Below are 20,592 nucleotides of genomic sequence, written 5' to 3'. Positions count from 1 at the left end.
AAAAAACTTTCGGGAAGTGAACCTCTCGACTACTTCCCGAAAGTTCTTTACCCACAATGGATATTGTTTCGGGAAGTTATAAAAGATTTTGGAATAAAAATTATCCAGATAACTTATTAAACAGTGTATTAAATCCGTGTCTAATCCGTAAAATCTGTGTTCAATCAACCCCATCAAATCACATATATGAAAAATATTTTCAAAAATCTAACCTTTTGGGTACTAACCGCTATTGTATCGGGGGTATTGTTGGGACATTTTTATCCCGAAGTAGCCCTGCAACCCATTTTAGAAAAACCGATAAAATTCAGTCTATATTTTTCCGAATTTGAGATAAAAACTACTTTTAGCGAACTTCTAAGCAGTATTTTTATCAGTATCGTCAAACTATTCATCTGCCCAATTATCTTCCTGACCATCACTTTAGGGATTATTTCAATGGGAGATTTGAAGAAAGTCGGAAAAGTCGGAGCAAAAGCATTATTGTATTTTGAAATAGTAACAACCGTAGCACTTTTCATTGGCGTTGTGATTGCCAACGTTTTACGCCCAGGTGACGGCGTGGTAACTTCCGAAATCAAAGGTGGCGATATTTCAAAATACACAAAATCAGCAGAAGCATTCAGTTGGATGAAATTCTTTTGGGACAATGCTACCTTACAAGTTTTGCTTTTAGCCATTATTTTAGGAGTGGCTTTGAGTAATTATGCAGGTCGAGATAAAATTGTAAATACCCTCTCTCCCATTTCCAAAAAAATATTTTGGGCTTTGCATAAAGTGATGTTGCTTGCACCAATTGGAGCATTTGGCGGCATGGCGTTCACCATTGGAAAATACGGAATCCAGACACTTTTACCTTTGGCAAAATTGATGGTAACAGTTTATTGTACAATGGCTTGCTTCATTTTTGTGGTACTTTATTTGATTTTGAGAACGTATAAAATCGACCTTTTAAAATTCTTAAAATACATCAGAGAAGAATTATTAATTGTATTAGGAACATCATCTTCAGAAGCGGCTTTGCCATCTTTAATGGAAAAGTTAGAGAAAATGGGCTGTTCAAAATCGGTAGTTGGTTTGGTAGTTCCTGCGGGATATTCTTTCAATTTGGACGGTACAACGATTTACCTTTCAATGGCAATTATTTTCTTGGCACAGGTTTTCAATGTTCATTTAGATTTACAACAAATCCTGACCATCATCGGTATTTTGATGGTAACTTCAAAAGGTGCGGCAGGTGTAACAGGAAGTGGTTTTATTGTTTTGGCATCAACGCTTACGGCTATTAAAGTAATTCCCGTAGAAGGTTTAGCTTTACTTTTGGGGGTTGACAGATTCATGTCGGAAGCTCGGGCTATCACCAATTTTATAGGAAACGGAGTGGCTACGGTTTGGTTAGCCAATAATGAAGGTGAATTTGATAGAGAGAAGATGCAAGAAGCTTTTGCTGAGTAATCAATCAGAACGATAAACCATTTTTCGCAGACAAATTTAGACCACAGATTGAACGGATTTTACTGATTTACACTGGGAGGCAGTCAGATAGAATAAAGAAAAATCAGCAGTCTATCCTTTGTCTTTTGACAAACCCTTGACAATTCCGTTAAGTATTCTAAATTGGTATTTAAAAAGAGTGAGGATAATAATGATTATAAAACAAATCATTATTATCCTCACTCTTTTTAATTTTTGAATATCTACCTAAATACAAGCCACACTTAAAAACAGGCAATTCACGCCCAAAAATCCACAGTTTGTCGGATTCCTATTCATTTCCTTTCAATACGTCACTACTTTTGAATCATCAAACAAGGAAATAATTTCTAAATTTTAAAAACATCAAATCATGAAAAATTTAATCTTCACAATCGTATTACTTATTGCTTCTTTTATCACAAAAGCTACTGACAATGAACGTTTTAACAAAGCTATGGGAGCAACTTTAATGGAATTGGGACAAGCCCAAGATGTAGCAAGTTTACAAGAAGTTGCCAACAAATTTGAAAGAATAGCTAATTCAGAAACAAGCGAATGGCTACCCAATTATTACGCTGCATTGTGCTATAATTTAATCGCCCAAAAACAAAAAGAAGGCTCAGAAATTGACAAATATTTAGATAAATCTGAAGCATTTATCACAAAACTTAGCCAACAAAATGTAAACACTCCCGACGAAATTGAGGTATTAAAAGCACAAGTTGCCATGATGCGAATTTCAGTAAATGGAGCTGCTCGTTGGATGAAATTTGGTTCAGCTTTTGAAGGTGCGATTGCCAAAGCAAAGGAAATAAATCCAGAAAACCCACGAGCATATACTTTAAAAGCACAAATGGTTTATTATACGCCAGAACAATTTGGTGGTGGAGCAGAAAAAGCCTGTCCTGAAATACAAACCGCTATCCAAAAATTTGCTAACTTCAAACCAACAAACCCTCTTGCTCCAAAATGGGGTTCAGAGCAAGTAAATGGCTTGGCAAAAGCTTGTAAATAAGTAGGTGCTGGCATACTTAGTATTAAAGAAGAGGCTGTTTAAAAGTCAATAAGTCTTTAAGTTATAAGTCGTATAGAGTATGATATAACATATTAAAATAGGAACTTCCCGTAAGTTTAAAACTTTCGGGAAGTTGAGCCGAAATACTAAATTTCACTTCTAATAAGTTATGTTGCAGTCTATAATACAAAATATTATTTTGGAAATAATCAACCATCCAAATAGCATTTTACTTAAACTTATCTAAAAAATACTATTAGGGAATAATTCCTTACGACTTATTCCCTATGACTTTTAAACAACCTTTTCTAAACATTTTCTTCAAAATAACAACAATATGAAATCAAGCTTTTGGGGGCGTTTTTGGCTTTTGGGATTCTTCACGGTTATGGCATTTAACGGTCATATCTACTTTATCATTGGAATGCTCAGAGGGAAATCTCAATACCGTGAATTTATCATTAATATCATTTACAGCAATATTTTTGATGCCTCCTCTATGCTCTTGGGTTGTTGGTTGATGGTCAAGTTTGGAAGAAAAATAAAGTCTCTATTTTTACGCCATTTTGCACTTACTTTTTTTGCCATCAATGCGGTAATGTTCAAGTTCTATACGTTTACACTTATGTATCGATTATTTGACGAAAAAGAATATCACAATATTGATAATACCGTAAGAGATTGGTACGATGCCCTGTTTACTTTAGGACCAATTTTAGGAATAAATATCATCTATTATTGGTTTACTCGTGAACGTAAACAAATTATCAAAATGACGGAACAAGAATATGAAATATTACAGATGAATGACCTCAAAACCAAAGCAGAATTAGCGGCTTTGGAGGCAAAAATCAATCCTCACTTTTTGTACAATTCCTTGAATTCTATTGCGTCCTTAGTGCATGAAGACCCTGATAAAGCCGAACACATGGTCATGAATTTGTCAAAGTTTTATCGGTTCTCAACAGGTAGAAATAATGAGCATTATGATTCTCTGAAGAACGAATTAGAAATTGTAAAAACCTATTTAGAAGTTGAAAAAGTGCGTTTTGATGAACGTTTAGCTTATGCAGTAACTTTTGAGAAGGATAATCTACAAAATTGTCAGATTCCAAGATTTTTGATTCAGCCTATTGTTGAAAATTCTATCAAACATGGCATTTCAAAATTAGCGGGTAATGGTGTCGTAAAAATTCATATTTCGGAAGAAAAGGAAAACTTAATCATCAAAATTCATGATAATGGTGTCCCTTTTCCTGACAATATTTTTTCTGGATATGGTTTAAAATCTATCCAAGATAAACTTCGACTTTTATCGGGTGAACAAGCAACAATGAGTATTGTTAATGAACCCGAAAAATCCGTAATTTTATCATTACCGAAGCGATAATTTCCAGTTTTTCAATTGAATTTTCTGATTAATATGTTCCGTTTCACTAATAGAAAACTCTCTGAAACCTAATTTTTTCAGTACATTTTGAGACGGAAAATTAAAAAAAGGTGTATCGGCAATGATAGTTTTTAGGCTTGGTTCTAACTTTGCCCAGTCTATCAAACAAGTGAGAGCTTCGGTGGCATAACCTTTTTCACGGTGATTTCCATCAATAAAATAACCCACCATCGTAACGCCATCTTGGTCAGGGAAACCCGCAAAACCAATACCCCCAACAGAGGTATTTTCTGTTTCCAAAACGATTTCCCAATTGGTGTACCAAAAAAAATCAGCAGGATTTTGCTCGGTCATTGGCAACCAAAAATTTTGAAGTGCATCTTGTGTTTCAGCCAAATGAAACTCATCAATATTCCAGTCACAGGCATTCAGTCCTAATTTTGCGGTCATGTCTGTGCGTCCTTGAGTGTTCCAGATATGAAGTAAATGATTATCAAGCGGTATCAATCGCAAACGTTCTGAGTATATTTCTATCATTGATTGTAAAACGATTATTATCAATCGTAATTTTTAATTAAATACGGGATTTCAACCCATAAAATGATGTTCAAAACCATTTTAATTGACGATGAAAAATTAGCCATTAGTCGCCTTGAACGATTATTGGGCAAATATACCGATACTTTTGAAATTATCGGGCGAGCAAACAACGGAGCAGAAGGCTTGTCGATGGTAGAATCACTACGTCCTGACTTAATTTTTTTAGATATTGAAATGCCCGTAATGACAGGTTTTGAGATGCTTGCTCATCTCAAACATTTACCGCTTGTGGTTTTTGCAACGGCTTACGACGAATACGCCATTAAAGCTTTTGAAGAAAATTCAATTGATTATTTGTTGAAACCCATCGAAAATGAGCGATTGGAGAAAACGGTACAAAAACTTAACCTTTGGAAGTCGGCACAAGAAAACCAGACAAAAAGCCCTTTTGATGAAAATATTTTGAAAATGATAGAAGCGATGCGTCCTAAAAAAGCCATTAGCTCTATTTCTGTAAAAACAGGAAATAAAATATTACTAATTGATTTACAGGACATTAGCCATTTTGAAGCAGAAGACAAATACGTATTTTTAGTAACCCTTGACGGCAATAAATACCTGACGAGTTATACCATTTCAATTCTATCCGAAAAACTTCCTGATACTCAATTCTTGCAAATAAGCAGAGCCAATATTATTAACACGCAGAAAATCAAGGAAATAGAAAAGCATTTCAACGGTAAATATCAAATTACGATGAAAGACAAAGCTCAATCTAAAATGATTTCGGGAGGCACATTTGGTGATGCTATCAAAGAGCTTTTTGAGATATAGATTAATAGGCGTTAGGATTTAGTTGTTGGGCATTGGTGTTTGGACTCGCTATTAATCAGGGGATTCCAATTTAGACGGTATTTTGCAATGCCATAAATCATTGATAATCAAGCTTATGAAAAAACTAAATCCTAATCCCTAAATCCCTACTAACATTAACAATTTAAGAAATATATCTAACGCTGACAGCACATAAAACCGTCAGCGTTGAAACTGAAATTACTGATTCTACACCTTCTAACTCCCCAGAAAGCAATTCTCTTGATACCCTAAAAACCCCCTCTCATCGGCACACTTTCTATATTGGTCGAAAATTGTCAAAAACTAAGGCTAACAAGTGCAAATTTGTGTTATAAATATGTCTTAAATAAGTAAAAAGAGACATTTTCCGCTTATCGAAAAAACAACCCATTTGTACTATTTTAATTTTATCAGTTAAGAAAATACAGCAACTTTGCAAAAATTACGTAACATCAAAACGTAAGTAACATTTATCAGAATTCATGAAAAAGCTATTACTATTATTAACAATTTTAAGTCTTTATGCCAATAGCACCTCTGCTCAGTTTCCAATGGGTGGTGGTTTTGGTGGCATGGGAGGCGGTAGAAGAACCGAACAAGCAGCCATTCCAGGTACTGCACAGGCTACACCAAAAGGTTCTGCTAAAATCATAGGGTATGTGATTGACTCTGCTGCCTCACAAGCAGTTGAGTATGCAAGTGTTGCCTTAATGAATAAGGCTGACAAAAAACCTGTTGATGGTGCAATTTGCGACGACAAAGGGAAATTTTCGTTGACAAAAATCGCAACAGGCGAATACATTTTATCAATTTCATTTATGGGTTTTCAATCAAAAAAGGTTGAAGTGAAAATCGTAAATAAAAACGATGAAATTGATTTGGGCGTTATCAAATTAAACCCAAGTACACAAGTGCTTCAAGAAGTTACCGTTGAAGGTCAGCGTTCGTTGATGGAAGACAAAGTGGATAGAATGGTTTATAATGCTGAAAAAGATGCCAGCAATAAAGGTGGTGACGGTGCGGACGTTTTAAGAAAAGTACCTTCTTTGACGGTAGATTTAGACGGAAACGTTTCGTTAAGAGGTAGTCAAAACGTAAGAGTTTTGATTAACAATAAACCATCTACTATCATTGCAAGTAGCGTTGCAGACGCTTTAAAGCAAATTCCTGCTGATATGATTAAGTCGGTTGAGGTAATCACTTCTCCATCTGCTAAATATGATGCAGAAGGTTCGTCGGGTATTATTAACATCATCACTAAGAAAAATACTTTACAAGGGCTTACCTTAAATTTAGATACAAGTGTTGGTATCAGAGGTGGTAATTTATCTTTAAACGGAAATTATCGTAGAGGAAATATGGGTTTCTCTTTGGGAGGTTTCGGTAGAGCAAATTATAATATAAACGGTCGTTTTGAAAACAATCAGATTACAACAGGTACTGACGGCGTTAAAACAACTAACAACCAAAGTGCAGAAACTCGTAACAGTGGTTTATTCGGAAACTACCAATTAGGTTGGGACTGGGATATTAACAAAACTAACTCAATTACGGCTTCTGTACGTTTAGGAGCAAGAAATCAATCAAGTTTTCAAGATGGATTATTATCTCAGATTTACAGAAATAATCTTTTATCGAGTTCAACAACTCGTAATGTAGAGTCATTAGACAATTCAAATAACGTTGATGCCAACTTTGACTATACACACACTTTCAAGAAGCCACAACAAGAATTTACTTTGTCGGGACAGTATAGTAGAAACAACCGTGATAACAATTTCACAAATACTATCTTAAACCTTCCAGATTCGTTAGTAAAATTAGGTCAAAATATTATTACCAATACCAATCCAAGTTATAACCAAGAATCAACTGTTCAGGCAGATTACCAAACGCCAATCGGTAAAACGCAAATGATTGAATTTGGTGGAAAAGGAATTTTCAGACAAGTAAATTCAGTTTTCAGACAACTTGGTAACAATGGTTCATTAGATTACGACCAAAACATTGCAGCATCGTATTTTTCATATACCCTTACTACCAAGAAAAAATATAGCTTAAAAGTAGGTGGTCGTTATGAATACACGAATATTGATGCAACACAAACTTCAGAAGGTGGCGTAGCTAAAAACATTGATATTGCTGACTACGGGACATTTGTACCGAGCATTAACCTTTCAAAAAGTTTGAAAGGCGGAACAACTTTAAAAATTGCTTATAACCGTCGTATTCAAAGACCTTCGTTACAATTCTTGAATCCAAACCGTAATGCTTCTAACCCTTCAAACGTTACAGAAGGTAATCCGAATTTGGCTCCAGAATTTACGAACAACTATGAATTTACGGTAAATACATTCTTCAAAAATACCTTCTTGACCACAGCACTTTTCATGCGTAATACTACTGGAGGTATTCAAAGTGTACGTACAAGTACCACTGACGCACAAGGAAAACCAATCATTTTGACTAATTTCTTTAACATTGGTAATGAAGATGCTTACGGTGTAAATCTTTTTGGAAACGTAAATATTTCTAATAAACTTCAATTAGGTGGTGGTACAGATGTTTACTATACCGTTTTGAAAAACAATAATCCAAACCCACTTTATAATGCAACCAACCAAGGTTGGGTAGCAAGTTTCAGATTATTTGGTAGCTATAACCTTGCTAAAGGTTGGGGCTTACAGACTTTCGCATTTTATAGAGGAAATCAGGTTCAATTACAAGGAAATCAAGGTGGATTTGCGATGTATAGTTTAAGTGTGAAGAAAGACTTTTTAAACAAAAAAGGAAGTATTGGTTTTGGTGCAGAAAACTTCTTTACACCAGATGGCTTTGTTATCAAAAGCAATGTCGATTCTCCAACAATTACACAAAACAGCACAACCACTTTGCGTAACATGAACTTCAAAATCAATTTCAGTTACAGAATTGGTAAGATGACATTCACAGATACGAGGAAGAAAAAGAAATCTGTAAACAACGACGACTTGAAAGACGGTGGCGGAGACGGTGGCGGTCAGCAAGCTGCTCCTGCACAAGCTGCTCCAACTGGCGGTGGTCGTCCAAGATAATTTTAAATTACACTAATACATCAATCAAACGAAGTCTAAGTCCTACGATAGAAATATTGTAGGACTTTTTTTATGCAAAAAGCATTCATTATACTAATTTTAAAAAGATATTGCGTGTATGAGTTTCTACGGAAGTCGTCGTTTTGAATGCTACGGTTTATACGAATAAAAAAGCCGTAGGCTTGACCGATTTTGTAGCGGTGGGTTTTAACCCACCGAAAAAGAAAATGACCATTTTTTGAGTTCCGTAGGAACGAGGCATTTAAAATGGGTCGAGCATCTGGCTCTAAAATGGGTTTTCGCATCATTTTCGGTGGGTTAAAACCCACCGCTACAAAATTTAACCGAGCCTACGGCTCTAAATCGATATTCAAATACTTGTGTATAAACCGTAGCGTTTTGAACGACGACTTCCGTAAAATACGCACCGAATATTTAAAACTGGTATTAAATGATAATAAGGTGAAAATTGGCACAAAAAAATTTGGCGAGCCTCAAAGAGACTCGCCAAAATATATCACTAACACACCAAAATATAGTTATGAGTTCAAATATTAATCAATCCCTCACAACATATTTTATATTCTAAATATTATCATTAAGTATTCGTTAAGAATTAGTTTATGTTTGACACATGTTGCAATATCCTGATTAATAGCGAGTTCCAACACTAATACCTAACAACTAAACCTTACCCCTACTTATGTACAAAATTGTTGTACTTAAAATCAAGAAGTCGAAATTATAAAATCTTTAATCCAAAGAGATTTTATAGAATATTAAGTCGTACTCAGTATTCTGACAAACATAAAAATTTAACTCCGTAATTCAAATATTTTTCATTGCCTTTTTATTATACGGTTGCATACTCTAACGTTTATTGACATTTGTTAAGCATTTAATCACAATAAACGTTGTAAAATTGTAATTACTATTTAAAAAAAAATTTGATAGTTTTCATTTCGTAATTATCTACTAAATTTTAAATTAACAAATAGTACAAATGTTGAAAAAAGAATTTTAATAAAAAAAATAATACATTTACATTTCTTTTCTAAAAACTACCACACACACTTCAAACTATATTTTCAGTTATCCCAATCAAGCACATTAAAATATATTTTTAGCTATCTAATCGGTATTTTAATGCTGTTTTTCATTTAAGAATCCCTCGCTTATTCAGTTTTTATATTTTAATAATTCATCAAATCAAAATCCATTTTATGAACAAAACGTACAGATTATTAACTTTCATAGCAATCGTATTGTTGGGAAGTTTTGGAGTTAATGCACAAGGCATTAAAGGAACAGTCAAAGACTCAGAAACAGGAGCAGGTATTCCCGGAGCATCAGTTACCATTGAAGGGCGTTCAGCAGGAACAGCAACCGATGGCTCAGGCGTTTATAGTTTGCGTGTTTCAGCAGGCACATACAAACTAAAAGTGTCTTCGGTAGGTTACACAGCAAACACTATTTCGGTAACGGTAGGGTCTGAAGGTATCACGCAAGACATTGTTTTGACACAATCCAATGCTTCACTCAATGAAGTAATTGTAACAGGTACTCGTAGCGGTGGACGTGTAAAAACGGAAAGCCCTGTACCTGTTGACATCATCAACGTAAAAGAATTAACAACCCAAGTTCCACAAAACAATTTAACGCAAATCTTGAACTCAGTTGCTCCTTCTTTTACCTCAAACTCTACCACAGTAGCCGACGGAACTGACCACATTGACCCTGCTCAATTACGTGGTTTGGGTCCAGACCAAGTTTTAGTGTTATTAAACGGAAAAAGAAGACACACTTCATCTTTAGTAAATGTAAATGGTTCGCCAGGTCGTGGGTCGGTTGGAACAGACTTAAATGCCATTCCTTCATTTGCCATTGATAAAATTGAGGTTCTTCGTGACGGTGCAGCCGCCCAATACGGTTCTGATGCCATTGCAGGTATTGTAAACGTTGGCATGAAAAAAGCCACTGGAAAACTTGAATTAGCCTTGTATTCGGGTGCAAATTTCTCGTCGGGTGCTAATAATCATAAAGGTGGCGTAGATGGTGCGAAACATCAAATTGATGCCAATTATGGTTTTAATGTTGGTAAAAAAGGTGGTTTTATCAATATTACTGCTTCTGGAACAATTAGAGACGCTACAAGTCGTGCTAAAACGGCAACCGACCAAATATTTAATGGTTACAATGCCGTTGAATACCAAGCCATGAAAGGTGGTTATGACTTAAATAAATTATTCACCGATGTTAATGCTATCAAACAATTTGGTGCTGCTGTTCCATATTTTGATAACGCTACTAAAAGTGCCATCGGTGCTGCTACAACGATTGCTGATTTACAAAAAGCATTGAATATCAACGTATCTGACCAAGAAATTGCGTTAAGAGGTATTTCAAGAGATGATTTCAACATGAAGGTTGGGCAATCAACTTTACAAAGCGGTCAATTATTTGTAAACTCTGCTTTCCCAATCAATAAAGACCACGAAATTTATGCTTTTGGTGGTTATGGTTCAAGACAAGGTGATGCTTCTGGTTTTTATAGAAGACCATTCCAAAACAGAACTTACACGCCATTATTTATCAATGGATTTTTGCCAACAATTCAATCAAATATTACTGATGGGTCGTTTGCGGCAGGTATTCGTGGCGTTTTAGGAAAATATAATTACGACTTTAGTAATACTTTCGGAACAAACAGTTTTGACTATACCATCAAAAATACAACCAACGCCACAATGTTGGGTAAATCTCCAACATCTTTCAATGCAGGAGGTTTACAGTTTAGTCAAAATACTATCAATGTAGATTTTTCTCGCAAATTTGACTTTTTACAAGGTTTAAATATTGCCTTCGGAGCAGAAGGTCGTTTTGAATCTTATAGAATTAAAGCAGGAGAGCAAAATTCATGGGCTAATTATGACGCCTCTGGAAATTTAATTACTGCTGCTACACAAATTACGAGCAAAGATTTCTTTGGAAACACAAGACCGGGTGGAGCTCAAGTTTTTGCAGGATTTAAGCCAATTAGTGCCGCTGCAACCAGCAATGCCAACAGACAAAGTATGGCATTGTATATTGATGGTGAACTTGACGTTACCAACAGATTCTTAGCAGAAGCAGCTATCCGCTTTGAAAATTACGCTGACTTCGGAAGTGTTTCTATCTTCAAATTGGCTTCACGTTATAAATTGACAGATAATATCAATATTCGTGCGGCTGCTTCAACAGGTTTTAGAGCTCCTTCATTGGCTCAAATCTATTACAATAGTACATCAACATTATTTAACAATGGTGTACCAAATGAAGTTGGAACATTCACCAATACGTCACAAGCAGCTAATTTATTAGGAATTCCGAAATTGAAACAAGAAGAATCTCAAAGTATTAGTGCTGGTTTTACAGCAAAAATTCCTACGGCAAATCTAACCATTACCGCTGATGCTTATTTAATTAGAATTAACGACCGTGTTGTTTTAACGGATAACTTTTCAAGACCATCAGGCGTACAAACAGGTAGTGGTTTGGTATTACAACAAATCTTCGACCAAGCTTATGCAACGGCTGCGAACTTCTTTACAAATGCCATCAACACCGAATCAAGAGGTTTAGACCTTGTCATTACGCACCGAGTAAATTTGGGAAGTGGTGTTAAATTAAGAAATGATTTAGCGGGTACTTTATCAAAAACAATTGACGTTGGTGGAATTAAAGCAAGTGAGATTTTAGTTCAAAATGGACAAATTAATAATTATTTCTCAGAAGCAAGCAGAGTTTATGTAGAAGAAGCAATTCCACGTGTAAAATTCAATTTGAGTAATAATTTAACAGTTGGGAAATTCGATTTCTTTATGAGAAATGGCTATTTCGGAGAAGTTACTGACCCTAACGTTGTTGATGTGAATGGCGATGGCAAAATCAGTGCTATTGTCGTAAATGGAAAAGCGGTTGAAAACGAACACCCAATTTGGGGAGCAAAAATCATCACGGATTTATCTTTTGGCTATGCTATCAATAACGCAACAAAATTAGTGGTGGGAGCAAATAACCTTTTTGATATTTATCCAGACATGAATTATGGTCCAGTAAGTGCAAAAAGACCTTCGGGCGTTGGTAGTGATGGCTCAATTTTATATGCCAATGCAGCTTCAACGATTGATTTGTCAAATTCAAACCAATTTACTTATTCAAGAAATACTTCTCAATTTGGTCAAAATGGAAGATTCTTATTCGCTCGTTTAAATTTGACTTTCTAATTGTATTTATTTCAATTACCCAAAAAGTCTTTCCTGAGCATCGGGAAAGACTTTTTTATGCCTCAAAAATCATTATCAACTTAATCAAATTTGAGAAACACCACAAATACAAAGCCCCCTTGAATATCAAGAGGGCTGTAAAAAACAACAAAGTTTCTAAAAGTAAAGTCTTAAAAAATCAGCGGTTAAATTGGTTTAGTTCAACGTCTTTATGAATCTTATTATTCAATTTCGAAATAAATTGGAAGTGTATGCCATGAATTCACATTGTCTTGACCTTCTTTGGCAGGTATCCATGATGGCATTTTCTTGACAACTCTCATCGCTTCGTGATTACAAGCATCGTTTAGTCCTTTTACTAAATATATTCTTGAAATTTTCCCGTATTTGTCAACAATAAATCTTACAAAAACTTTCCCTTTCACTGCTTGTCCTACATTTTCGGGGGTTTCAATATTTTTTACAAAAAATTGTTTCATAGCACTTGCACCACCCGGAAACATGGCTGGAATCTGTGGAATAGCATAAATGGTATCCATTTCTACTTCATCATCAACTATTGCAAGTATATTACCTTTTTTTGTATTCTTCCCTGTGTTGTTAAGTCTTTTTTGCGTAGGTTCTTCTGCTTCGCTTATTTTTATCTTCTCTAAACTTGCGTTAGAAGCCACACGACTATCTTGAGTAGTGCTTCCTTTTTTAACAGGGTCAGTCGTTTTTTCTTTAATTCCTAAAACCTCCTCAATTTCGTCAATATTATTGGTTATAGGTTTAGCAATTTCAATTTCTTGATTATTTTTTTTATCAGATTCTTGTCCAAAGATAATCTCATCTAATAATAAATCAGTTTTTTCTTTTGAAGCAATCTCATTTTCCCAAGCACTTTGAATAGCTTTTGCAACATTAGAAGCATACAAAGCTCTCGACTCAGGTTTGCCAATAAAGGCTGAACTCCACCGTTGTTGGGCAGATGTTACATTTTCTATTAATAATAGCGATATTACAATAAATAAATTCTTCATCGTTATGCGTAGTTTACTTATTTGTTATGATTTAGTAAGGAAGTTTGGGTAGTATAAAAACACTTTACACTACCCATTATAATGATTTTAATTAAATTGCATTTTTTAAAACTTCAATTTCAAACGAACTGAGTAGAAAGCTCCTCCAAAACCCATTTGAACTGCTTCGTACATACCACCAGTTTCGGTATTTGTAGGAAGTTGTTTATTTGGATAAACATTAAAAATATTTGAACCATTCAAGACAATTTTTACATTATCCGAAATCTGATAGCCTGCCATTAAATCTGTGGTAACTTTTGCATCGTAATGGTTTGGAGCAACGTTTGTTGAGTTGTAATCAACTAAATCCATTACTGAAAAACCAGACAAACGAACACCCAAAGAAGTCTTGTTCAATTTGTAATCAATAATTGCGTGGTATTTGTATTTTGGAGCAGTATAAGTAACCAAAGAACGCTCTCTTCTTCCCAAGAAGCTCTCTTCTCTACCTACTAATACAGCATTTGTTTTTACAGCTTCAATAGTAAGGTCATTGTAATTAAATGAGAGCGTTGATGTCAATGTTCCTTCACCAATTTTTGCGGTATAATTTCCAACAACATCAAGTCCTATTGTTTTAGTATCTAAAGCATTGGCAAAGAATTGAGCCTCCACTACACCCAAACTATTAAAAGTAGATTCTAAACCTTTATCAGTAGCCGAAAACTCTCCTGTTAATACAATACGGTCTTTTACACTTACTTGATAAGCATCAACTGATAAAGAGAAATCTTTAGATGGTTGTAATACAAAACCAAAACTTCCATTTAATGATGTTTCTTGTTTTAGAGGTTGAATACCAAGTGCTTTTGTAACGGGGCTATTGCTACGTGCCAATAAACGTTCTTCATAAACAGCGGTTGTACTTCCTTCTTCCGTTACAACGTCATTGATTGTTGAGCTAAAAAATACTTGTGCCAATGAGGGTGCTCTAAAACCAGAACTCAACGAACCTCTTAATGAAAAAGCATCACTTAGTTTAATTCTTGAAGCAATTTTACCATTCACTGTTCCTCCAAAATCACTATAATTTTCATAACGTAGAGCTGTTGCAATTAGCCAAGAGTTGGTAACATTTACTTCAGCATCGCCATAAATACCAAAGTTTGTACGAGAAGCCGTCAAGGCATTGTCAGGACGAATACCTGGGAAGTTTTGAGCTCCACCAGCAACAGAAACATCTGTTCCGTATCTTTTCCAAGAAGCTTCTTCTCCTGCTACAATTCCATAAGCATCTGTTCTAAACTCTGAACCCATTGAAATATTAACGCCTGATAACACATTATCTAAATTCTTTGTAAAAGTTAAACCTGTTGTATTTTGCGATAAATTATAACTACCTGCATCAAAATTGATTTGATTTTTAACGTTCGTAAACAATACTTGCGATGGATTAACGGTATTTAAAGTTGATAATTTTATATTATTTTTTCCGTAAGTATTATACAAATCTATCTCCCAACCATTACTTGTTTTTGTTTTTAGCCCAATCGTTAAAGTTCCATCAAAAATATTCGACCCAATTCTTGGTTCATAGCCATTCGGGAAAACTGAGGTTACATTTCTATCACTACCTGCTTCTACGGTAAATCCTTGTGCATCAGTTGTACGAAAATTGATTCCTCCTGATGAATAAAATTTCGTTTTTTCACTTAAAGCAATTTCTGAATTCAAATAAAGACTACTATTTACATAAGACGCATCGCCAAATAAAACTCTCGGCACACTATTGGTTGTCTCATATTGTTTATCAGCTTTTCTAAGCGTTTTATCTTTTGCTAATACTTCGCCAGTAATATTCAAAAAGCCTTTTTCTCCAATTTTAAAACCATAATTTAGGTTGAAATTCGAGATTAAGCCATCACCAGCCGTGTACAATCCTGCATTGGCATTAGCCGTAATTTCCTTTACAGTAGATTTCATCACGATGTTGATTACACCTGCAATGGCATCAGAACCATATTGAGCGGCAGCACCATCACGAAGAATTTCTATGTGGTCAATCGCTCCTACTGGAATTGTGTTTAAGTCTGTTCCTGTATTTCCACGTCCACGAGTACCAAATGTTCCAATCAATGCTGTTTGGTGAAAACGTTTTCCATTGATAAGCACTAATGTTTGGTCTGGGCCTAAACCTCTCAATGAAGTAGGGTCAATATGGTCAGCAATATCAGAACCTGACTGACGGTTTGAATTAAAAGCAGGGACTAAAAAATGAAGAATTTGGTTTAAATCCATTTGCCCAAAAGTTTGTAGTTGTTCAGAAGTAACAACGTCAATTGGAGCAGTTGTTTCATTTTTACCACGTCCTTCTGTGGCACGGCTACCAACCACCACCAAAACTTCATCTTGAGTTGTACTGGTGGCTTCTTCCAAAGAAACATCAGGAAGTGTTATAATAGTCGTAGCAGGAACAATTACTGAAATTATTTTCTTTTCATACCCCGCAAAACTTATACTCATTTTATAGTCTCCCTTCGGAAGTTTTATTGAGTAATTACCTTGTAAGTCTGTTGAAGTGCTGTAAGGGGTATTTTCGATGGTAACTGTTGCACCAACTATACCTTCTTTAATATCTGCATCAATTACTTTGCCTTTGATACCTTGACTGAATGCCGCAGCACTCACTAAAAATGGAATGATTAGAAGGGTTAATTTGAATATTTTTTTCATAATGAGTAAGGATATTGCTTTAAGAAACTTTTTATGGGTAATATATAAACATTTAGACAACCCTATTTTACGATAAGGCTACCTAATAATTTAGCTACTACAAATTGATTGCCAAAGAAATGTTTTTGGCTAAAAATATCATTTTTTATTCCTTCTTGTTTGACCACAAGAAATAGAATAGATAATTTTTCACAACTGACTTAGTGCTTTTCTGGCGGAAAATAAAATTTAAAATGGAGTGTTGATAAATACGGAATTATAGACCCGTACAGAATAAAATACTACGATTTTACGAAAGGAAAAGATAGTCTTTTTTGTACAAGTAAGGATTTTGCGGTTAAATTATTCAAAATGCTTTTCTTAAACGCAAGGAAAATTTAAGATGCTTTTCTGATTAATTCGGGGTAAAATAAGTATTTCGTGGATAATTAAAGAAAATTCGTGAACGGAAATTCCATGATTGGAAACTGAACATCTTTATACTGGCGGGTCAATCCTAAATGCTTAAAATACTGAACAAATATAGGAATATTAGGAGAGGTTGTCAAGTAATTTTGTTTTTTGAAATTGAAATAAATGTACAGTTTAGATAGAACTTGTTTAAACTTTCTGTTTCGGCTGGGTACATCTGGCTACAACTAAGTCTTTTAGAATTCTTCAACCTAAAATTTTACAGAACGATGTACTATCACAAAACAGAAAGTTTAAACAGGTGCATAAAAATCTTTATCAATTCTTAAATCTACAATTTCAATATCAGAATAATGGCATCATTGGAAAGTGCCTCAAAATCAATCATTTCAAAATTAGAAAGAGCTAAACCGTCTCTTGCATGAAGCAGTCGGTCTTGAACTTCAAAAGCTCCGTTGAGAACAAAAATAAATACATTATTTTCTGAATTTTCTAAAGCAATTTCTTCCTTTTCTCTTCCGTCATATTTTCCAATAAAGCCTTTTCGATTGTCTTTTGAAAAAATGGGTAGTAATTGGTTTTTATCTTCAAAATCAAAAGTATTCACTTCAATTTTTGGGGAAAAATCTACCGAAGCATTATTCAGCCAAATTTGCAGAAAATTAATATCCTCCGTTTCATAAGGATTAATAATTTCGTATTCGGTTTCAGCCAATGCAGAAAAAACTTGTATCTGACCTGCTTCTAAAAAGCCTTCTTCTAAAGGGTTACGAAATTCAAGTCCACCTACAATTGGCATAATTATTACCTCTGAATTTTTATCCAATTTCAATTTCAAACTATTTCCAGCCTTCAAGGTATCATCATTGAAAACCTGTAAATTACCGAAAGGCTCTCTACTATCATGAAAATAATTACCAAAATTGAAGGTATGAAAACTACGAAAAAAGCCAACCTGCGAGATGCCCCGCTGGTCGGCTAAATATATTTGAGCTTGGGTTTCTAAATCCATCATCATCCGTTTAGGCACTTACAACGATTGTATGAGTAAGTGTATAACCTGCTGCAACGCTTCCTGTAATTGTTCCTATTTCATTAGCCATAGAATCAGCAAATACATTATCTGAAGCATTATAGGTATAACCAGACATCCCTTTGGTATAACCATTGGCAGACGAAGCATTTACCGCTACAACAGCACTATCACTTGCTTCTGGGAAACCAATTTGTGTTACTAACAATGATTTTCCCGCTGAGTTATAAATATGTACGTGAATATGTGTTGCACGACTTTGGTACCAACCCGGAAAAATAGATTGAAAAGAAACCTGTCCATTGGTATCAGTTACCTGACGCCCTCTCAAGAAATGTACACTTGTAAAATCCTTTTGTTGCATAGACGTTCCTCCATATTCAGAATAATAACCGTCTTTATCACAATGCCAAACATCCACTAATGCACCTGCCAAAACGCCACAACTATTATTAGCATTTTTAATAGTAATGGTGAAAGCAAAAGCAACGCCAGTTCTGTCAGAACGAATATCTTTGATGACTAAACTTGATGGCGTTTTTGTAGGAAAAGGGCCTTCTGTTTCGCTACTTGTAACGGTACAATTGCTGGCAGAACTTCCATTGGTTGAGCCTGTACCTGTGGTTGTTCCTGATGTTGTAGTTGTTGGCTCAACGCTTGATGATTTGCACGCATCCAAAATTGGTAAAACTGCCGCAAATCCGATAAGGCTGTTAAAACCTTTTTTTAAAAATTCTTCTCTTTTCATGTTTTAATAATTATAGTTTTTGAAGAATACACCCATCTGAAATAAATTATACCTCCATAAAAGTTATGTATCGGTCAAATAAATGATTCTATCGGTTAAGAATGATTTTAGGTTATTTTTCTTGAAATTTTAAACAACCTTTTAAGTTTTTGTTTGTATTGGTTAATACGCAAGAAAAGAGGAATACATTGTTCAAATAAGGCATTTTATCGGTTAAATCAGCCAATTTGTCGATGAAACTTATTTCTTCATCCATTCATCAATAAAATCCTGATTGCTATTACTGATAGGAATTGTTTTGCCAGAAATGAGTTCCGCTTTTTTATTCAGAATTGATTTGACATTGATATTTGGCACAATAAAACTCCGATGAATACGGCTAAATTGGTCGGCAGGAAGTTTTTCTAAAACCGCTTTCATGGTCATTAAAGAAAGAATTGGACGTGGTGAACTCAACAAATGTATTTTCACATAATCGACCAATCCTTCGATATAATCAATATCGGTGACATCAATTTTCACCATTTTGTACTCCGACCTAACAAAAAGATACTGAGGTGAGTCTGTTTTTACGGCATTTTTCAACTCAAAATAATCAATTGCTTTTCCAATAGAACGACTAAAACGGTCTAAAGCAATGGGTTTTAATAAATAATCCATTGCTTCCAATTCAAAACCTTCCAAAGCAAATTTTTTGTGAGCCGTCGTGAAAATTATCATTGGTTTTACCGTTAAATTTTCCACCAATTCAAGCCCCGTAATATCAGGCATATTGATGTCGATAAACAATAAATCAACGGAATTATTTGCCAAAAACTCAGCTCCTTCAATGGCATCATTGAAAGTTTGAACAAGCTCCAATTTAGGAAATTGAGCTACATATTGAGTAATTAACGACAAAGCCAAAGGTTCGTCATCAATGGCAACACAACGTAGTTTCATGGTTTAGTTTTGCAAAGATAATTCAACGATATAAAGCCCATTTTCTTGAGAAATGCTCAAAGTATGTCTTTCTGGATACGAATATTCTAATCTCTTTTTTGTGTTTTGAATCCCAATTCCTGTACGTTCAACTTTTCGAGCTTGGGCAAAAAGAGTATTCTGACAAATAAATTTTATCGTATTATTTTCACTCCAAATTTTAATAAAAATTTCTGATTTTTCCCGATTACTCACAGCGTGCTTGAAAGCATTTTCCACAAAAGTCATTAAAATTAATGGAGCAATTTCTTGATGTTCAATTTTCCCTTTTGCTTCAAAATTTATGGTAGTTTTTGGGGTTAAGCGTAATTGTTGCAAATCTATATAATCGCTAATACACTCTATTTCACTGGATAATGGCACAAAATCTTCGGTAACTTCATCCGTTACATAACGCATAATGTGCGATAATTTCATGATACTTGGAGCAGTATTTTCATGATTCATCGTTGCCAAAGTATAAATATTATTCAGTGTATTGAAAAGAAAATGAGGGTTAATTTGTGCTTTTAGAAAAGATAATTCTGCCGTGACTTTATCGGCTTCTGCTTGAACGGCTTTTTTCTCGGTCAATTGCCATTTCAAAGCTACTGTAATTGCCATTCCCAACATCCATATCGTAAAAAATAGAAAAATACTGACAATATCTAAAAATGGTAAGCGAAGCTGCACTTCATGTTGAGGAGGTTCTGGACGATGCTCTCCATGAAATTCTGGGGGTGTTGACATCGGCTGATGTGCAACGTCATTAAATCTTTGAAAGATTAAATTGTCATAAGGTTTAAGCCACCCTACAATCAATAACATCACTATAAATACTCCAAAATAAAGCAAATAGCGTTTTTGGAAATATAACTTCGGAATAAATAACTGAGTATTCAAATAAAATACCGCCAAATAAACCCCAATAAAAAGTAAATAATTGTGAGATAATAAGATACTACCTTGTCTGTTTGGCTCTTGCGACATATAAAAGAACGGCAAAGCCCAAAAAAGTAGCCACCCAAGCAGGTGAATGATGAGGGTATATTTTAATCGAAACATATCCGAATATAGAAAAAACCACC

The 20,592-nt window shown here is 34.7% G+C and carries 14 protein-coding genes; 7 read left to right on the top strand and 7 right to left on the bottom strand.

Annotation, left to right across the window (positions count from 1 at the left end; all coding sequences use genetic code 11):
- Positions 1-186 precede the first annotated feature (186 nt).
- From LV89_RS03625 to LV89_RS03615, 3 genes are all read left to right on the top strand, one after another.
- Complete coding sequence (locus LV89_RS03625; RefSeq protein WP_109741509.1) at positions 187-1,455, top strand: cation:dicarboxylate symporter family transporter; 1,269 nt, start codon at positions 187-189, stop codon at positions 1,453-1,455.
- 391 nt (positions 1,456-1,846) lie between these two features.
- Complete coding sequence (locus LV89_RS03620; protein WP_109741508.1) at positions 1,847-2,491, top strand: hypothetical protein; 645 nt, start codon at positions 1,847-1,849, stop codon at positions 2,489-2,491.
- Positions 2,492-2,828: 337 nt separating this feature from the next.
- Positions 2,829-3,881, top strand: coding sequence for a sensor histidine kinase (locus tag LV89_RS03615; RefSeq protein ID WP_109741507.1), 1,053 nt, complete (start codon positions 2,829-2,831; stop codon positions 3,879-3,881).
- On the opposite strand, the gene LV89_RS03610 is transcribed toward LV89_RS03615, so the two are convergent.
- On the bottom strand, positions 3,867-4,418 hold the full coding sequence (locus LV89_RS03610) for a GNAT family N-acetyltransferase (RefSeq protein ID WP_109741506.1): 552 nt from the start codon (positions 4,416-4,418) through the stop codon (positions 3,867-3,869). The two genes, LV89_RS03615 and LV89_RS03610, sit on opposite strands and share 15 nt — an antisense overlap.
- A 63-nt stretch (positions 4,419-4,481) precedes the next feature.
- Here LV89_RS03610 and LV89_RS03605 point away from each other — a divergent pair, with 63 nt between their 5' ends.
- From LV89_RS03605 to LV89_RS03590, 4 genes are all read left to right on the top strand, one after another.
- Positions 4,482-5,255, top strand: a complete 774-nt coding sequence (locus tag LV89_RS03605; RefSeq protein WP_109741505.1) for a LytR/AlgR family response regulator transcription factor — start codon at positions 4,482-4,484, stop codon at positions 5,253-5,255.
- A gap of 503 nt (positions 5,256-5,758) precedes the next feature.
- A complete protein-coding gene (locus LV89_RS03600; protein ID WP_109741504.1) occupies positions 5,759-8,350 on the top strand; it encodes a TonB-dependent receptor in 2,592 nt (863 codons plus the stop codon).
- A gap of 267 nt (positions 8,351-8,617) precedes the next feature.
- The gene (locus LV89_RS03595) at positions 8,618-8,908 is read left to right on the top strand and encodes a hypothetical protein (protein ID WP_109741503.1); all 291 of its coding nucleotides are present in this window, start codon (positions 8,618-8,620) and stop codon (positions 8,906-8,908) included.
- Positions 8,909-9,573: 665 nt separating this feature from the next.
- The gene (locus LV89_RS03590) at positions 9,574-12,615 is read left to right on the top strand and encodes a TonB-dependent receptor (protein ID WP_109741502.1); all 3,042 of its coding nucleotides are present in this window, start codon (positions 9,574-9,576) and stop codon (positions 12,613-12,615) included.
- 221 nt (positions 12,616-12,836) lie between these two features.
- Here the strand turns inward: LV89_RS03590 and LV89_RS03585 are convergent, their stop codons facing one another.
- The 6 genes from LV89_RS03585 to LV89_RS03560 all read right to left on the bottom strand — a co-directional run bounded on the left by LV89_RS03585 (position 12,837) and on the right by LV89_RS03560 (position 20,569).
- Complete coding sequence (locus LV89_RS03585) at positions 12,837-13,637, bottom strand: energy transducer TonB (RefSeq protein ID WP_109741501.1); 801 nt, start codon at positions 13,635-13,637, stop codon at positions 12,837-12,839.
- 105 nt (positions 13,638-13,742) lie between these two features.
- A complete protein-coding gene (locus LV89_RS03580; protein ID WP_109741500.1) occupies positions 13,743-16,352 on the bottom strand; it encodes a TonB-dependent receptor in 2,610 nt (869 codons plus the stop codon).
- A 742-nt stretch (positions 16,353-17,094) separates the two neighbouring features.
- On the bottom strand, positions 17,095-17,775 hold the full coding sequence (locus tag LV89_RS03575; protein ID WP_109741499.1) for a pirin family protein: 681 nt from the start codon (positions 17,773-17,775) through the stop codon (positions 17,095-17,097).
- 10 nt (positions 17,776-17,785) lie between these two features.
- Complete coding sequence (locus LV89_RS03570; protein ID WP_109741498.1) at positions 17,786-18,544, bottom strand: dioxygenase family protein; 759 nt, start codon at positions 18,542-18,544, stop codon at positions 17,786-17,788.
- A gap of 240 nt (positions 18,545-18,784) precedes the next feature.
- A complete protein-coding gene (locus LV89_RS03565; protein WP_109741497.1) occupies positions 18,785-19,486 on the bottom strand; it encodes a LytR/AlgR family response regulator transcription factor in 702 nt (233 codons plus the stop codon).
- A gap of 3 nt (positions 19,487-19,489) precedes the next feature.
- Positions 19,490-20,569, bottom strand: a complete 1,080-nt coding sequence (locus tag LV89_RS03560; protein WP_109741496.1) for a sensor histidine kinase — start codon at positions 20,567-20,569, stop codon at positions 19,490-19,492.
- Positions 20,570-20,592 lie beyond the last annotated feature (23 nt).

This window comes from Arcicella aurantiaca, from assembly GCF_003148625.1.
GTDB lineage: Bacteria > Bacteroidota > Bacteroidia > Cytophagales > Spirosomataceae > Arcicella > Arcicella aurantiaca.
Note: the sequence above shows the minus strand (reverse complement) of the source record. Positions and strands in the feature narration are given on the sequence as shown.

Coding starts and splice junctions, on each gene's coding strand:
- LV89_RS03585 (WP_109741501.1), bottom strand. CDS start 13,637: ATGAAGAATTTATTTATTGTAATATCGCTATTATTAATAGAAAATGTA.
- LV89_RS03610 (WP_109741506.1), bottom strand. CDS start 4,418: ATGATAGAAATATACTCAGAACGTTTGCGATTGATACCGCTTGATAAT.
- LV89_RS03570 (WP_109741498.1), bottom strand. CDS start 18,544: ATGAAAAGAGAAGAATTTTTAAAAAAAGGTTTTAACAGCCTTATCGGA.
- LV89_RS03605 (WP_109741505.1), top strand. CDS start 4,482: ATGATGTTCAAAACCATTTTAATTGACGATGAAAAATTAGCCATTAGT.
- LV89_RS03590 (WP_109741502.1), top strand. CDS start 9,574: ATGAACAAAACGTACAGATTATTAACTTTCATAGCAATCGTATTGTTG.
- LV89_RS03620 (WP_109741508.1), top strand. CDS start 1,847: ATGAAAAATTTAATCTTCACAATCGTATTACTTATTGCTTCTTTTATC.
- LV89_RS03565 (WP_109741497.1), bottom strand. CDS start 19,486: ATGAAACTACGTTGTGTTGCCATTGATGACGAACCTTTGGCTTTGTCG.
- LV89_RS03595 (WP_109741503.1), top strand. CDS start 8,618: ATGGGTCGAGCATCTGGCTCTAAAATGGGTTTTCGCATCATTTTCGGT.
- LV89_RS03615 (WP_109741507.1), top strand. CDS start 2,829: ATGAAATCAAGCTTTTGGGGGCGTTTTTGGCTTTTGGGATTCTTCACG.
- LV89_RS03575 (WP_109741499.1), bottom strand. CDS start 17,775: ATGGATTTAGAAACCCAAGCTCAAATATATTTAGCCGACCAGCGGGGC.
- LV89_RS03600 (WP_109741504.1), top strand. CDS start 5,759: ATGAAAAAGCTATTACTATTATTAACAATTTTAAGTCTTTATGCCAAT.
- LV89_RS03580 (WP_109741500.1), bottom strand. CDS start 16,352: ATGAAAAAAATATTCAAATTAACCCTTCTAATCATTCCATTTTTAGTG.
- LV89_RS03625 (WP_109741509.1), top strand. CDS start 187: ATGAAAAATATTTTCAAAAATCTAACCTTTTGGGTACTAACCGCTATT.
- LV89_RS03560 (WP_109741496.1), bottom strand. CDS start 20,569: ATGTTTCGATTAAAATATACCCTCATCATTCACCTGCTTGGGTGGCTA.